The sequence below is a fragment of the Streptomyces platensis genome, from assembly GCF_008704855.1.
Lineage (GTDB): Bacteria > Actinomycetota > Actinomycetes > Streptomycetales > Streptomycetaceae > Streptomyces > Streptomyces platensis.
The window spans coordinates 6128144-6144012 of the sequence record NZ_CP023691.1 but is presented as its reverse complement, the minus strand read 5'-3'; the positions used below and the strand labels follow the sequence as shown (position 1 = coordinate 6144012).

The window sequence follows — 15869 nt, the reverse complement described above, 5'->3', positions numbered from 1 at the left end:
CTCAGCCCAGCAGGACGTCGTCGTCGCCCAGGCGCTTCAGTTCGCGGTAGAGGATCGCCAGGCCGGTGACGATCGCCGCGGCCGAAACGGCGGCATCGATCAGGCGGAGCGTGTCGTTCTCCTTGCGGGCCAGCTTGGCCTGCTTGGCGACGCTGATGGCGCCGAACGCGGTGCTGCCGATCGACAGGTACAGACCGGACTTGGACTTCTTGAAGTTCTTGGCCTTCTTGGTCATGGCGGTCACAGTGCAGGTGCCTCCTCGAGCAGCGGATGGCCCCACTTGGCGGTGAACGCGGCCTCGACCGCGGCACCGACCTTGTAGAGCCGGTCGTCGGCCATGGCAGGAGCGATGATCTGAAGGCCCACCGGCATCCCGTCCTCGGGAGCCAGACCGCAGGGCAGCGACATGGCCGCGTTGCCTGCCAGGTTGGTGGGGATCGTGCACAGGTCGGCGAGGTACATCGCCATCGGGTCGTCGGCGCGTTCGCCGATCGGGAAGGCGGTGGTCGGCGTGGTCGGCGAAACGATCACGTCGACCTGTTCGAAGGCCTTCTCGAAGTCGCGGGTGATCAGCGTCCGCACCTTCTGGGCGGAGCCGTAGTACGCGTCGTAGTAGCCGGAGCTGAGCGCGTACGTACCGAGCATGATCCGGCGCTTGACCTCGGGGCCGAAGCCGGCCTCACGGGTCAGGGCGGTGACGTCCTCGGCGGACTTGGTGCCGTCGTCGCCGACCCGCAGGCCGTACCGCATGGCGTCGAAGCGGGCCAGGTTGGAGGAGCACTCCGAGGGCGCGATGAGGTAGTACGCGGACAGCGCGAGGTCGAAGGACGGGCAGTCCAGCTCGACGATCTCGGCGCCCAGCTCCTTCATCAGCACGACCGACTCGTCGAAGCGCTGGAGGACACCGGCCTGGTAGCCCTCACCGCGGAACTGCTTGACGACGCCGACACGCATGCCCGCGACGCTGCCGTTGCGGGCCGCCTCGACGACCGGCGGGACCGGCGCGTCGATGGAGGTGGAGTCCAGCGGGTCGTGCCCGGCGATGACCTCGTGGAGCAGCGCGGTGTCCAGGACCGTACGGGCGCAGGGGCCGCCCTGGTCCAGGGAGCTGGAGAACGCCACCATGCCGTAGCGGGAGACGCCGCCGTAGGTGGGCTTGACGCCGACCGTGCCGGTGACGGACGCGGGCTGGCGGATGGAACCGCCGGTGTCCGTGCCGATGGCGAGCGGGGCCTCGTAGGAGGCGAGGGCGGCGCTGGAGCCGCCGCCGGAGCCGCCGGGGATCTTGGTCAGGTCCCAGGGGTTGCCGGTCGGCCCGTAGGCGCTGTTCTCCGTCGACGACCCCATGGCGAACTCGTCCATGTTGGTCTTGCCGAGGATGACGACGTCGGCGGCCTTGAGCTTCTTGGTGAGCGTCGCGTCGTACGGCGGCAGCCAGCCTTCGAGGATCTTCGAGCCGACGGTGGTGGGCATGCCCTCCGTCGTGAAGATGTCCTTGAGCGCGAGCGGAACACCGGCCAGCGGGCCGAGCTTCTCGCCGCGGGCCTTCTTCTCGTCCACGGCGCGGGCCTGGGCGAGGGCGCCCTCGCGGTCGACGTGCAGGAAGGCGTGCACCTTCTCGTCGACGGCCTCGATGCGCGCCAGGTGGGCCTCGGTCACCTCGACGGCGGTGATCTCGCCGGCGGCGATCTTCGCCGCGATCTCGGCGGCGGTGAGCTTGATCAGGTCTGCCATGTCGGTCACTCCTCCCCCAGGATCTGCGGCACCTTGAAACGCTGCTGCTCCTGGGCCGGGGCGCCGGAGAGCGCCTGCTCGGGGGTCAGCGACGGACGGACCTCGTCCGGCCGCATGACGTTGGTCAGGGGCAGCGGGTGGGAGGTCGGCGGTACGTCTTGATCGGCGACCTCGGAGACGCGGGCGACCGCGCCGATGATGTCGTCGAGCTGTCCGGCGAAGTGGTCGAGCTCTTCGGCCTTCAGCTCCAGACGTGCCAGCCGGGCGAGGTGGGCGACCTCCTCGCGCGTGATGCCAGGCATGCAGCGATCCTCTGCTGGTTCTCGGAGTGTTCTTGGCTGTATATGCGGGCCCAATCCTATTCGCATTCCCCTTGCGTACCTGCATGGGAATTGCGCAGGGCCTTTCCGCCGCGCATCGGGCCCGCCGGTGGCCCGTCGCGCGGCGGCCGGTCAGCGGTCGCCGGAGGACGGGTCACCGGGCGACGAGCCGCCGGGCGAGCGCTCATCGGCCCGCGGTGTGGCGGGGCGGGGCACCTGAGTCCCGGGGCCGGGCGGCGCGGGCCGGTCCGGCGGGGGCCCGTCCGGCATCGGTGTGGCAGGGGCAGCGGGCTCCGGGCGTGCGTCGGCGGCGCCGGGATCGCCGGCCGGGGGGTCGGCGGTCTTGCCCCCGGGCACGTCGGCGTCGCGCTCGCTGCCATCGGCATCGGTGGCCTCGGGCACGTCGGCGTCGTGCTCGTCGCCGTCGGGATCGGTGGGCTTCGCACCGTGATCCGGCGCCGCGGACGGTTCCGCAGCCTCCGGGAGGGCCGGCACGGGTTGTTCTTCGGAGCGGGGACAAGGGGCGGCCGGTGGCCGGGTCAGTTCAGGACCTGTCCCGAAGGGCGCTCGGCGGCCTTCTCCGCCGCCAGGGCGGCCGTTTCCGATTCGCGCTGCCAGCCGCGTTCGCCGCGGGCTCTCAGCCAGGCCGTGGTTTCGTCCGGTGGCATCGCCGCGGCCACCAGCCAGCCCTGTACGGCGTCGCAGCCGAGGTCACGCAGCCGCTCCCAGGTCTCGTCGTCCTCCACGCCCTCCGCGACGACCAGGAGGCCGAGGGAGTGTGCGAGGTCGAGGGTGCAGCGGACGATCTCCGCGTCCTCGGTGTCGACGGCCAGCCGGGCCACGAACGAGCGGTCGATCTTGAGCTCGCTGACCGGGAGGCGCCGGAGGTGGACGAGGGAGGAGTAGCCGGTCCCGAAGTCGTCGAGGGACATCTTGACGCCGTGCGCGGTGAGCCCGGCGAGGGTGTCGGCGGCCCGCTGCGGGTCCTCCAGGAGGACATGCTCGGTTATCTCCAGCTGGAGGGCGCCGGGTGGGACGCGGTGCCGGGCGAGCCGCGCGGCGACGGCTCCGGCGAAGCCCGGGGAGTGCACATCGCGCGGGGAGACGTTGACGGCGACCGGCACCTCCAGGCCCATCGCGCGCCAGCGCGCCACCTGGGCCAGCGCGGTCTCCAGGACGTACTCCGTCAGCCGGGGCATCAGCCCGGAGGACTCGGCAATGGCGATGAACTCGTCCGGTGGCACCCGGCCGCGGTCCGGGTGCACCCAGCGGACCAGCGCCTCCAGTCCGGCGACATGCCCGTCGAAGCCGACCTTGGGCTGGTAGTGCAGCTCGACGTCGCCGGCGTCCAGGGCCCGGCGCAGATCGCCCAACAGGCCGAGCCGGTCAGGGGTGTTGCCGTCCCGCTTGGCCTCGTAGAGCTCGACACCGCTGCGGTCGCGCTTGGCCTGGTACATCGCCACATCGGCGCGGCGCAGCAGCCCCTCGGCGTCGAGGGCGTGGTCGGGGAAGACGGCGACCCCCGCGCTGGCTTCGAGCACGAGGGTCAGTCCGTCGAGGTCCAGCGGGGAGCCCAGGGCGGCGACGAGATGACGGGCCGCCCGTTGGGAGCTGGTGAGGGAGTCGGTGGTGGGCAGCAGGACGGCGAACTCGTCGCCGCCGAGCCGGGCCGCCTCGGCGCCGCGCGGGAGGGCGTGCCGCAGCCGGTCGGCGATCTGGAGCAGCAGGCGGTCGCCGGCGAGGTGGCCGAGGGTGTCGTTGACGGAGCGGAAGCGGTCCAGGTCGATGAGGACCAGCGCCGAGCGGGCGCCGACGCGCTCGGCGTCGTCCAGGGCGGTCCAGGTGCGCTCCAGCAGCCACTGGCGGTTGGGCAGGCCGGTGAGCGGGTCGCGCAGCTGCTCCTCGGCGCGGGCGCGGGCTATCCAGAGCGTGGAGTCCAGCGCGATCAGCGGGACCGCGAACAGCGGCAGCAGCAGGGGGGCGTGGATGGCGCAGACGGCGATCAGCGGCGAGATCCCGAGCAGGGCGATGCCGACGAGTGCCTGCCGGACCACGGCCGTTCGGGGGATGGCGGGCAGCTGGCCGGTGCGGGGCGTGAGGCTGACCCAGAGCAGGCCGCGGCTGACCAGGAGGTAACCGGCGGCGGTGACGACGACTTCGGGGAGGACGGCGAGGTTCCAGGACGACGGGGCCCAGGGGTGGCGGACGCTGGAGGCCACCCCGAACGCGGCGAGGCCGAGCGCCGCGGTGCCGAGACCGAGGATGTCCACGGCGCCGTGCACCACGGCCTGTCGCCAGCGGTGCCGCCGGGCGGCCCCGACCAGGACGACAACGGAGAGGCTGACGAGGACGGCGGGCACCCAGCCGTAGAGCAGCAGGACGGCGAGGGCGAGGGCGGCGCCGGAACCCGTGCCGCCCCACCAGCGGTCCCGGCCGAGGGCTACCAGGTGGCCGACGATGATGCCCGTGAGGATGGCCAGCGACCAGCCCACGGATCGGCCGGGGAAGAGAGCGTCACCTTCGCCGAGGGTCACGATGACGCCCGTGGCGAGCGCGAGGCCCGCCACGGTGACGATGGTCGCGGGCAGCGCGGGCACGACGAGCCGCCGGAGCCGCGACGCCGGAGCGGCGCTGTCGGTCGGTTTCATTCCGATCCCTCTCACAGCCGGCTGTGCCCGCGCCACGGCAGGCGCACTCCTCAACAGTAGGCCGCGGAAGGCCGCGACGGGCAGCCATCCACGACGGTTGCCCGAATGCGACCCGGCGTCGCGGATCAATCTGGTATGCGCCGATGAGGTGACACCTCACTCCTCCTCAGGTGGAGTGACAGCTACGTCTCGCGCTGCGTCAGGACCCTGCTCCAGCAGCACCGCGAAGCCATCATCGTCCAACACGGGGACCTTCAACTGCATGGCCTTGTCGTACTTCGAACCAGGGTTGTCGCCCACCACTACGAATCCGGTCTTCTTCGAAACGGAACCGGTCACCTTCGCTCCGAGGTTCTGGAGGGCCTCTTTCGCGCCATCTCTGGTGTGTGACTGAAGTGTGCCCGTTACCACGACGGTGACGCCTTCCAGTGGCCGCGGGCCCTCCTCACCCGTTTGCTCCTCCTCCATTCGGACGCCCGCGGCCCGCCAGCTCTCGATGATCTGCTGGTGCCAGTCCACGGCGAACCACTGCTTCAGGGAGGCGGCGATGGTGCCCCCGACACCGTCGACGGCGGCCAGCTCCGTCTCGTCCGCCTCCCGGATGCGGTCGATCGAGCGGAACTCCCGTGCCAGCGCCTCTGCCGCCACCGGGCCCACATGCCGGATCGACAGCCCGGTGATGATCCGGGCCAGCGGGCGCTGCTTGGCCGCCTGGATGTTCTCCAGCATGGCCAGGGCGTTCTTCTTGGGCTCGCCCTTCTGGTTGGCGAAGAAGGTGACGACCTTCTCCTCGCCGGTCTTCGGGTCGCGCTTGGGCAGACCGGAATCGGGGTCGAGGACATACGACTTGATGGGCAGCAGCTGTTCGATGGAAAGGCCGAAAAGATCGCCTTCGTCCTTCAGCGGCGGCTCCGCGGGCTCCAGCGGCTGGCTGAGTGCCGTCGCCGCGACATAGCCGAAATTCTCGATGTCCAGACACTTGCGGCCGGCGAGGTAGAACAGCCGCTCACGGATCTGGGCGGGGCAGGCGCGGGCGTTGGGGCACCGCAGGTCGATATCGCCTTCCTTGGCGGGCTGGAGCGCCGTCCCGCACTCGGGGCACTCGGCGGGCATCACGAACTCCCGCTCGCTGCCGTCCCGCAGATCGACGACCGGGCCCAGGATCTCCGGGATGACGTCGCCGGCTTTGCGGATGACGACGGTGTCCCCGATGAACACGCCCTTGGCCTTGACCACGTCCTGGTTGTGCAAAGTGGCGAACTCCACCTCCGAGCCGGCCACGGTCACCGGCTCGACCACGGCATACGGCGTGACCCGGCCCGTACGGCCGACGCCGACGCGGATGTCGACCAGCTTGGTGTTGACCTCCTCCGGCGGGTACTTCCAGGCGATCGCCCAGCGCGGCGCCCGCGAGGTCGAGCCCAGCCGCCCCTGGAGCCGGATCTCGTCCAGCTTGACGACCACGCCGTCGATCTCGTGCTCGACGGCCGTGCGGCGCCGCTCGGCGTCGCCGTAGTGGTCGATGAACTCCCGTACGGCTTCCAGGGAGTCGACGACCCGGTTGTGCGTGGCCGTCGGCAGGCCCCACTCCTTGAGCAGGTCGTACGCCTCCGACTGGCGGTCGATCTCCAGGCCTTCGCGGGCGCCGACGCCATGGACGACCATGTGCAGCGGGCGGCCGGCGGTGACCTTGGGGTCCTTCTGGCGCAGCGAACCGGCCGCGGCGTTACGGGGGTTGGCGAACGGCGGCTTGCCGTCGGCCACCAGCCGCTCGTTGAGGTCGAGGAACTTCTCCATCGGGAAGTAGACCTCCCCGCGCACCTCGACCAGGTCCGGGATCCGGTCGCCCTTCAGGCGGTGCGGGATCTCGGCGATCGTACGGACATTGGGGGTGATGTCCTCGCCCGTACGGCCGTCGCCGCGGGTGGCGGCGCGGGTCAGCCGGCCCTGCTCGTAGGTGAGGTTGACGGCGAGACCGTCGACCTTCAGCTCGCACAGGAAGTGGTACTTGGCGCTCTTGGGGTCGCCGCCCAGTTCACCGGCGATCCGCTCGGCCCAGCCCGCCAACTCCTCGTCGTCGAAGGCGTTGTCGAGCGAGAGCATCCGTTCGCGGTGCTCGACCTCGGTGAACTCCGTGGCATAGGCCCCGGCGACCTTCTGGGTCGGGGAATCGGGGGTGCGCAGCTCGGGGTGCTCGTCCTCCAGGGCCTCCAGGGAGCGCAGCAGCTTGTCGAACTCCGCGTCACTGATGACCGGGGCATCCTTCACGTAATACCGGAAGCGATGCTCCTCGATCTGCTCAGCGAGCTGCGCGTGCTTCTCCCGCGCCGCTGCGGGCACCCCGGATTCCGCTGCGTGTTCGCCAGCCACCGTCTTGTCCTCCCGTGGTCCTTGAGTGCGGTCACTCAGGGTTGTCTGCGAGTGATCTCGCCGCCCGGACGCAGTGGGCGAGAGCAGAGCGGGCATAAGCGGGCGAAGCGCCCGCCAGACCGCACGACGGAGTGATCACCACGGACTCGCTGAGAGTCCCCGGCGCCAGCCCCAGCCTGCGCCACAGCGTCCTGACACCCATGACGCTACCGGCAGGGTCTGACAATCGGCTGTCCACGCCCGGCACCACGCCTGCGAACAGCGTCGTACCGCCCTCGACGGCCTCTCCGATCGTCTCCTCCTCACGCTCGGTGAGCAGTGCGAAATCGAACGAGACGCCGGTGACACCGGCCCGCCGCAGCAGCCCGAAGGGCACCTCGGGCGCGCACGAATGAACGATCACAGGGCCGCCCTCCGCCGCCCCGACGAGATCACGCAGCCCGCCCTCGACGACCGCGCGGTCCACCGCCCGGTGGGTGCGGTAGCCGCTCGCCGTCTTCACCCGGCCCTGGAGCACCGCCGTCAACGACGGCTCGTCGAGCTGGAGCACGACCCGCGCGCCCGGGACCCGCCGCCGTACGTCCGCGAGATGGCCGCGCAGCCCCTCCGCCAGGGACGCCGCAAGATCCCGGCAGGCCCCGGGGTCGCCGACGGCCGCCTCGCCGTTGCGCAGCTCCAGGGCGGCGGCCAGGGTCCACGGCCCGACCGCGGAGACCTTCAGCGGGCCCTCGTAGCCCTGGGTGAACTCCTCCAGGGCGTCGAGGTCCTCGCCGAGCCAGGAGTGGGCCCGCCGGGTGTCCCGGCCGGGCCGGTCGCTGATCCGCCAGCCGCTGGGCTCCACATGGCCGTAGACCTCGACCAGCATCCCGAGGGTCCGGCCGATCATGTCGGCGCCGGGCCCCCGGGCCGGGAGCTCCGGAAGATACGGGAAGGTCTCCAGCGATCCGGTGACGGTCCTGGCCGCCTCCCGCGCGTCACCGCCCGGCATCGATCCGATCCCGGTCGCCGCGCCCGCGGTCCACTTCTGCGTGCTGTTCTCGCTCACCCAGGAAGGGTATGCGCCGGTGTGCTGAGCCGGGTGCGCCAGGTGTGCGCGCCCGGGACGGCCCCGGCGCCGCGGGCCGCCCCCCGCCCGGATGCGTACGGCGGTCACGCTCAGGTGCGTACGCCCCGCCCCACCCGTCCGGGTACGTCCCGCACGCCGGGCCGTGGACGCCGCTCACGTCCGGGTGCGTATGCCCGTCCGGCCGACCACGACCGCGACCGCCAGCGCGCCCGCCGTCAGGGCGAAGGCGTAGCCCGCGCCCTGGTAGCCGCCGCCCGCCCCTGTCAGCACGGCCCCCATACCGGCGATCCCCACCAGGGAGCCGATCTGGCGGTTGGCGTTGAGGGTCGCGCTGCCGATATCGGCGTGCTCCCGGCCGGCGGCTGCCATCAGGACCCCGGTCAGCGCCGGGGAGCTGACCCCGCTGCCGACGTTGGCGACCGCGAGCACCACCGCGAGCACCCAGTACGGCAGGCCGGGCGCGAGGAGCAGGAACAGCAGGACGTAACCGGCGGTGGAGAGCGCCAGAGAGGCGGTGAGCGCGGTGCGGTCGCCGATCCGCGGCCCGATCCGGGCGTAGAGCATGTTGCCGAACGGGAGGACCAGGACGGCCGGGAGCATCTGGAGCCCCGCCGTCACCGGACTCGCCCCGCGCGCGCCCTGGAGGAAGAGGCCGAGGACGAACAGCGCCCCGTAGAAGGCGAAGTTGAAGAGGAAGCCGACCGCATTGGCCGCGGTGAAACCGCGGTCGGCGAAGAGCGAGACCGGCAGGACCTGGGTGCGGGCGGCCCGTTCACGGATGAGGAAGCCGGCGAGTGCGACCGCCGCGACTGCGAACGCCCCCAGGACGTACGGCGCGGACCAGCCCATTCCGGGTCCTTCGATGAGTGCGTAACTCAGCGCCCCGAGGGCCAGTAGCCCCAGGACATGGCCACTGCCGCCGAGCGCCGAACGGCGGGCCGGGACCGCCGCGATCACCCGACGGGTCAGCAGCAGGCCGGCCAGCCCGACGGGGAGGTTGACGAGGAAGATGCTGCGCCAGCCGAGCGTGCCGACCAGTACGCCGCCGATGGTGGGCGCCAGCCCTACGGAGGTGGAGACGACCGCCGACCAGATGCCGAGGATCTTCGCCCGGCGCGCCGGTTCGGGGAACGCGTGCATCAGCAGCGACAGCGAGCTGGGCATGAAGAGCGCCGCGCCCGCCCCCTGGACGAAGCGGGCCGCCACCAGGACGGCACCGTTCGGCGCGACGGCGCCCAGCAGGGACGCGGCGGTGAACACAGCAAGCCCGAGGAGATAGATCCGGCGGGCGCCGAACCGCTTCGCCAGCGAGCCGGCGAGCAGCAGCAGCGCGGCGAAGGCGAGGACATAGCCGTCGACGACCCAGGTGAGGCCGGACATGGTCAGTCCGAGCCGGGCCCGCAGATCGTTCGCGGCGACGTTCATGATGCCGGTGTCCAGGCTCGCCATCACGAACCCGAGGGCCAGGACGAGGAGTTGGGCAGCGTCGCGGGATCGGCGGGGCGGTGGTGTCCGGTCCTGGGCTTGACCTTGTGGCTGGGCTTGGCCCTGCGGCCGGCCCTGGCCCTGACCTGGGGTGACCGTCCCGTCCTCGCGTGCCGGCGCGTACGGCGCGGCCTTCTCACTGATCACGGATTTAGTTAAAGCTGTAGCTATCTTCGCGGGCAATAGTTACAGCTATAACTTTGCTGAACACATACGAAACCGCCGGGGCCCCGGGATGCGTCGTTGCACATCCCGGGGCCCCGGCGGTGGGCGCAATAAGTCCCCCGCGAGCGGTCAGTCGCCCCGCCCCAGCGCCCTCAGCAGGTCGTCGCGCAACGCGGCCCGCTCCTCGTGCGAAAGATGATCGAGCGGCGAGGCGGTCCCCATCCGCCGCAGCAGATCGAGCCGCAACTCCCGCCCCGCCTCGGTGAGTACGAGCTGCTTGGCGCGCCCGTCCAGAGGATGCGGCCGGCGCACGACCATGCCCTGCTTCTCCAGCTTGGAGATGACGTAGGTGACATTCGGCGGCTCACAGCACAGCACCGCGGCCAGCTCCCGCGCCGTCTTCGGCTCGCCGAGCTCCTCCAGTGCCTTGGCCTGCGTCGGCGTCAGATCGAGCTCGGCGACCCGGCTGCGCTGATGGGCGTCGAGCCGGCGGCTCAGCTCCGTCACGAGCCCCCGTATCTCCCGGAACCCGCACCCCGCCGCCGCGGTCGCCTTCGCTTCAATGGTCACTCATGCAGCGTACGTCGCCGTGGCGGAAAGCAGCGGTGCGCGGACGAAAGCTGTGGACAACCGCCGACGGGGCGGCCCCGGACCTCAGCGGCCGGGCCGCACCGACACATCGTTGATCTCCGCGTCCCGCGGCAGATCGATGGCCGTGAGGATGGCCGTCGCGACCGACTCCGGGTCGATCCAGCGGGCCGGGTCGTACTCCTTGCCCTCCTGCTGGTGGGTGCTCTCCTGCATCGGCGTGGCCGTACGCCCCGGGTAGACCGACGTGACCCGGACGCCGTTGTCGTGCTCCTCCGCCCGCAGCGAGTCGGCCAGCGCCTTCAGACCGTGCTTGGTCGCCGCGTACGCGCCCCACTGGGCACGCGCGCTCAGCCCGGCCCCGGAGTTCACGAAGACGACGTGCCCCTGGGCGACCCGTACCAGCGGCAGCAGCAGCCGGGTGAGCTCGGCGGGTGCGACCAGGTTGGCGGCGAGCTGCCGCTGCCAGGACTTGGCCGGCAGATCGGCGACCGCCCCCAGCTCGATCACGCCCGCGCTGTGCACCAGGGAGTCGATCCGGTCCGGCAGCGGCTGCTGACCGAAGGCCCAAGACAGCTTTTCGGGGTTGGCGAGATCACCGACGAGCGTACGGGCGCCGGGGAACTGCGCGGCCAGCTCCTTCGCCCGGACCGCGTTGCGCGCCAGCAGCCACAGGTCCTCCCCGCGGTCCGCGAGCCGCCGTGCGACCGCCGCTCCGATGCCCGACCCTGCGCCCGTGATCAAGTGCGTACCCATGGGCCCGATCCTAACGAGCGGGACGGCCGGACGCGGGGGCCCGGCGGCTCAGCCCTGGATACCCGCCTTCTCCTCCAGGTAGGCCAGCGTGCCGACGCCGTCCTCCGCGAAGAAGACCAGGTCGGTGAGCGGAAGCGGCAGAAAGCCCTCCGCCTCCATCCGCTGGAACTGCTGCTTCAACCCGTCGTAGAAACCAGCGGTGTTGAGGAGCACCACCGGCTTGCTGTGCATCCCGTGCTTGCGCAGCTCCAGGATCTCGGTGGCCTCGTCGAGGGTGCCCGTACCGCCGACCATGATGACGACGGCATCGGCGCGCACCAGCATCTGCGCCTTCCGCTCGGCGAGGTCCTTGGTGACGACCATCTCATCGGCGCCTTCGCGCACCTTGTGCGCCAGGAACTCCACGGAAACGCCGATCAGCTTTCCGCCGGCCTCCTGCACCCCGTCGGCCATGACCTTCATCAGGCCGGTGTCCGAACCGCCCCAGACCAACGCATGCCCACCCCGGCCGATCAGCTCGGCGAACTCACGGGCAGCGGTGACATAACGGTCGTCGAGATCGGCGGCGGAGCAGAAAACGCAGATATTCATGCGGTCACTTTACGAGCGGGTGGGGTGGGGACGGGGGCGGGGCTTGGGGCCGGGGGCGGGGGCCGAAGCTCTGGGCAAGGGCCCCGGAAGGCTCTCCCCCGCCCCCTCCCCCTCTCCCCCTTCGGGGGAGGGGGCGGGGGGTGGGTTCGGGGGTGGGGGGGGAAGCCGCGCCGCGAACGCAGCAGGCGCGACGCCGCCCCTCACCCACCCCGGATCAGATCAGCCCCTGATCCAGCATCGCCTCCGCGACCCGTTCGAAGCCGGCGATGTTGGCGCCCGCGACATAGTCGCCCGGCTGCCCGAAGCGCTCCGCGGTCTCGTAGCAGCGGTGGTGGATCCCGCGCATGATGGCCGCGAGCTCGCCCTCCGTGCGCTCGAAGGCCCATGCCTCGCGCGCGGAGTTCTGCCGCATCTCCAGCGCGCTGGTCGCTACTCCGCCCGCGTTGGCGGCCTTGCCGGGACCGAACGCCACACCGGCCGACTTGAGCAGCGTCACCGCCTCCGGCGTGGTCGGCATGTTGGCGCCCTCGGAGACCGCCTTGACGCCGTTGCGGATCAGGATCCGGGCGGCGTCCGCGTCCAGCTCGTTCTGGGTCGCCGACGGCAGCGCCACATCGCACGCGACGTCCCACACCCGCCCACCGGGCACGTAGGTGGCCGACACCCCGCGCCGCTCGGCGTACGCACTGATCCGGCCGCGCTCGACCTCCTTGATCTGCCGCAGCAGAGCCAGGTCGATGCCCTTCTCGTCGACGACATAGCCGCCGGAGTCCGAGCAGGTCAGCACGTTGGCGCCGAGCGCCTGGGCCTTCTCGATGGTGTAGATCGCGACATTGCCGGACCCGGAGACCACCACCTGCTGCCCGTCCAGCTCCTCGCCGCGCTGCTTGAGCATCTCCTCGGTGAAGAGCACATTGCCGTAACCGGTGGCTTCCGTACGGGCCTTGGAGCCGCCCCAGGACAGCCCCTTGCCGGTGAGCACCCCCGCCTCCCAGCGGTTGGTGATCCGCCGGTACTGGCCGAAGAGAAAGCCGATTTCGCGGCCGCCGACGCCGATATCGCCGGCCGGTACGTCCGTGTGCTCGCCGAGATGACGGTGCAGCTCCGTCATGAACGACTGGCAGAATCGCATGACTTCGGCGTCCGACTTGCCGTGCGGATCGAAATCGCTGCCGCCCTTACCGCCACCGATGCTGAGCCCGGTAAGGGAATTCTTGAAGATTTGTTCGAAGCCGAGGAACTTAACGATCCCCAGATTCACGGACGAGTGGAAACGCAGACCGCCCTTGTACGGGCCGAGGGCACTGTTGAATTCCACCCGGAAACCGCGGTTGACGTGAATCGCCCCGGAATCGTCCTGCCAGGGGACCCGGAACATGATCTGCCGCTCCGGTTCGCAGATCCGCTCCAGGATCTTCGCCTCGGCGAACTCCGGGCGGGCCGCCAGCACCGGGGCCAGCGTCTCCAGCACCTCAAGTGCCGCCTGATGGAACTCGGGCTCCCCGGGGTTTCGCCGGACCAGCTCGGCGTACAGGGATGCCGGCCCGGCCGAATGAACGCCGGGCTTGACCTGAGATTGAACAGTCGACATGACTTCCGTTCCCTTTCGTGGCCGCGGAAAGGCCGCCTGCGGTCCGGACCCTGACGAGTCCTCACAAGGCCTACAACTCCTTGTCAGTCCTTAGCGTCACCATTTCTCGCCCCGACAGCCGCTGACGTCCCGTCGCTTTCCCGACCCTATTTGGCGGCACCCCGCCGATCGACTGTGGGATATACGACACGTCGTTCACGTACGCAATCGTCCGACTCCCCCCGCCCGCCCTCTCCCGCCGTATGCCCGCAGGTCAGCGCACCGGTAACGGCTCAGACGCACCGGCCGCCCGCACCGGCCGCTGTGCGGGAGGTCACAGCTGACCAGCGGTCTTGGCCCGCCCCACGCGCCCCACCAGCTGACCCGCCCTGGTCCGCCCCGCGCGACGCACCCGCCCGGCTCCCCTCGCCGCCGGCCACTCCGCGCACCGCGGCCCGCTCCTCAGCTCGCGACCGCAGCCGCCGACCCGGCCGCCGCGCCGACGGGCAGGCCGCTCCCCGCGTCCGCCCCGCCCGCGTCAGCCGTGCGCTCGGCCTCGGCCGCGACCATCTTCTCCATCGGTTCGGCGCAGCTTCCCCCGGCGATGACCATCGCCGCCAGGATGGCCACCACCGTCAGCACCGTGCCCAGCCAGACCATGGTGTCCACCGGCACGGTGTAGGCGCCGATGACCTTGACCACGCACTCGGTCAGCAGCGCCGTCCCCCATATCGCCGAGAACCGCCGCTCGGCCCGCCGGAACCGCTCCGAGCCGGCCGTCAGCCGGTCCCAGGCGGCGTTCCCGGCCGCGCTCCCCTTGGTGACCCACGGCTTGAGCCCCGCCGTCATCAGCGGCCGCCTGGTCCGCACGGAAAGGAGGATCGCGATCCCGACCACGCTGCTCACCCCGCTGTCCTTGGCCATCATCAGCCGTGGATCACCGGCCACCGCGCTCAGCGCCAGGCCCACCGCATTGACGACCAGCATCAGCAGCGCCAGGCCGTTCACACTGCGGCTGCGGACCAGCCCCCACACCGTCCGCAGCGCCGGCACCACGCTGCTCCAGCCCAGTGCGGCCACCGTGCTGAAGCCGAAGCCGTCGCTGAGGAGGTAGTACGAGGCCATCGGGATCCCCGCGTCCACGATCAGCGGCACAAAGCTCGCCAGCGCATTGCCGCGCTCCCCCTCGGCTGCGGACTCGGCCACGGACTGCTTCCTGCGCACGGCGTACTCCCCCATGTTGCGGTGAACTGCTGCTTCCTGCGGTGCCTTCAGCTTCGGGCACAGCCGTGGCCGGCAACAGTTCCAGCTGTCCTGGGATCGCCATGACATTTGTCAGATCGGCGCGGCGCACCGTGGTGCGCCGCGCGTCTCCGGAGCACCTCCGGGAGGGCGGCTACGCCTCCGCGCGCGCCGCCCGCTCCGTGGTGGCGATGGTGGCCGAGCCGACCACACGGGTGCCGTCGTAGAGCACGATCGCCTGGCCGGGGGCCACGCCGCGGACCGGCTCGGTGAAGGACACCTGGAGCTCGGCGTCGCCGATCAGCTCGGCGGTGACCTCGGTCTCGCCGCCGTGGGCGCGGAGCTGAGCGGTGTACGTCGCGGGCCCGGCCGTCGGGGGGCGGCCGCACCAGCGGGGGCGGATCGCGGTCAGCGCCATGACGTCGAGGGAGGCGGCGGGGCCGACGGTGACGGTGTTGTCGACCGGGGAGATGTCGAGGACATAGCGCGGCTTGCCGTCGGCGGCCGGGTGGCCGATGCGCAGGCCCTTGCGCTGGCCGATGGTGAAGCCGTACGCGCCCTCATGGGTGCCCAGGACCGCGCCGGACTCGTCGACGATGTCGCCGGGGGCCGTGCCGAGCCGCTTGGCCAGGAAGCCCTGGGTGTCGCCGTCGGCGATGAAGCAGATGTCGTGGCTGTCCGGCTTCTTGGCGACGAACAGGCCGCGGCGGGCGGCCTCTTCGCGGATCTCCGCCTTGGTGGTGAGGGTGTCGCCGAGCGGGAACATGGCGTGCGCGAGCTGGCGGTCGTCGAGGACACCGAGGACGTAGGACTGGTCCTTGGCCATGTCGGAGGCGCGGTGCAGCTCGCGGGAGCCGTCCTCGCGCAGCACGACCGTGGCGTAGTGGCCGGTGCAGACGGCGTCGAAGCCCAGGGCCAGCGCCTTGTCCAGCAGCGCGGCGAACTTGATCTTCTCGTTGCAGCGCAGGCAGGGGTTCGGGGTGCGCCCGGCCTCGTACTCCGCGATGAAGTCGTCGACGACGTCCTCACGGAAACGTTCGGCGAGGTCCCAGACGTAGAACGGGATACCGATGACGTCGGCGGCACGGCGGGCGTCGTGGGAATCCTCGATCGTGCAGCAGCCGCGGGCACCGGTGCGGAACGACTTCGGATTCTCGGAGAGCGCGAGATGCACGCCGGTCACGTCATGGCCGGCCTCGGCGGCGCGGGCGGCGGCAACGGCGGAGTCGACGCCGCCGGACATGGCGGCGAGCACACGGAGGCGGCGGGGGGCGTCATCAGTCATAGCCAGTCCAGGGTAGACGGAACCACCGACAGGGCCGAAAGCGTTATGC

Annotated in this window: 14 protein-coding genes; all 14 read right to left on the bottom strand. The window is 71.2% G+C overall.

Annotation, left to right across the window (positions count from 1 at the left end; all coding sequences use genetic code 11):
• Position 1 precedes the first annotated feature (1 nt).
• On the bottom strand, positions 2–235 hold the full coding sequence (locus CP981_RS27335; protein ID WP_033266953.1) for a hypothetical protein: 234 nt from the start codon (positions 233–235) through the stop codon (positions 2–4).
• Positions 236–240: 5 nt separating this feature from the next.
• The gene (gene gatA, locus CP981_RS27330; RefSeq protein ID WP_085925134.1) at positions 241–1734 is read right to left on the bottom strand and encodes an Asp-tRNA(Asn)/Glu-tRNA(Gln) amidotransferase subunit GatA; all 1494 of its coding nucleotides are present in this window, start codon (positions 1732–1734) and stop codon (positions 241–243) included.
• 5 nt (positions 1735–1739) lie between these two features.
• Positions 1740–2036, bottom strand: coding sequence for an Asp-tRNA(Asn)/Glu-tRNA(Gln) amidotransferase subunit GatC (gatC, locus tag CP981_RS27325; protein ID WP_006602950.1), 297 nt, complete (start codon positions 2034–2036; stop codon positions 1740–1742).
• Between the two features lie 150 nt (positions 2037–2186).
• A complete protein-coding gene (locus CP981_RS39245; RefSeq protein WP_085925133.1) occupies positions 2187–2549 on the bottom strand; it encodes a hypothetical protein in 363 nt (120 codons plus the stop codon).
• A 44-nt stretch (positions 2550–2593) separates the two neighbouring features.
• Positions 2594–4702 (bottom strand): putative bifunctional diguanylate cyclase/phosphodiesterase, encoded by a 2109-nt coding sequence (locus CP981_RS27315; protein WP_085925132.1) that lies wholly within the window; start codon positions 4700–4702, stop codon positions 2594–2596.
• A gap of 156 nt (positions 4703–4858) precedes the next feature.
• Complete coding sequence (gene ligA, locus CP981_RS27310; RefSeq protein ID WP_085925131.1) at positions 4859–7072, bottom strand: NAD-dependent DNA ligase LigA; 2214 nt, start codon at positions 7070–7072, stop codon at positions 4859–4861.
• Positions 7073–7103: 31 nt separating this feature from the next.
• Complete coding sequence (locus CP981_RS27305; protein ID WP_085925215.1) at positions 7104–8117, bottom strand: methionine synthase; 1014 nt, start codon at positions 8115–8117, stop codon at positions 7104–7106.
• Positions 8118–8291: 174 nt separating this feature from the next.
• Positions 8292–9770 carry an MFS transporter gene (locus CP981_RS27300; protein ID WP_244329804.1) on the bottom strand — a complete coding sequence of 493 codons (1479 nt, stop codon included), beginning with the start codon at positions 9768–9770 and terminating at the stop codon, positions 8292–8294.
• A 147-nt stretch (positions 9771–9917) separates the two neighbouring features.
• Entirely contained in the window at positions 9918–10295 is a 378-nt protein-coding gene (locus tag CP981_RS27295; RefSeq protein WP_085925129.1) for a MarR family winged helix-turn-helix transcriptional regulator, read from the bottom strand.
• A gap of 147 nt (positions 10296–10442) precedes the next feature.
• Positions 10443–11132: an SDR family oxidoreductase gene (locus CP981_RS27290; RefSeq protein WP_085925128.1), complete on the bottom strand. Its 690-nt coding sequence runs from the start codon at positions 11130–11132 to the stop codon at positions 10443–10445.
• 48 nt (positions 11133–11180) lie between these two features.
• Entirely contained in the window at positions 11181–11723 is a 543-nt protein-coding gene (locus CP981_RS27285) for an LOG family protein (protein ID WP_085925127.1), read from the bottom strand.
• A 214-nt stretch (positions 11724–11937) separates the two neighbouring features.
• On the bottom strand, positions 11938–13314 hold the full coding sequence (gene gdhA / locus CP981_RS27280) for an NADP-specific glutamate dehydrogenase (protein ID WP_190839268.1): 1377 nt from the start codon (positions 13312–13314) through the stop codon (positions 11938–11940).
• Between the two features lie 441 nt (positions 13315–13755).
• The gene (locus CP981_RS27275; protein WP_244329803.1) at positions 13756–14499 is read right to left on the bottom strand and encodes a VC0807 family protein; all 744 of its coding nucleotides are present in this window, start codon (positions 14497–14499) and stop codon (positions 13756–13758) included.
• 190 nt (positions 14500–14689) lie between these two features.
• Entirely contained in the window at positions 14690–15820 is a 1131-nt protein-coding gene (mnmA, locus tag CP981_RS27270; protein ID WP_085928665.1) for a tRNA 2-thiouridine(34) synthase MnmA, read from the bottom strand.
• Positions 15821–15869: the final 49 nt, after the last annotated feature.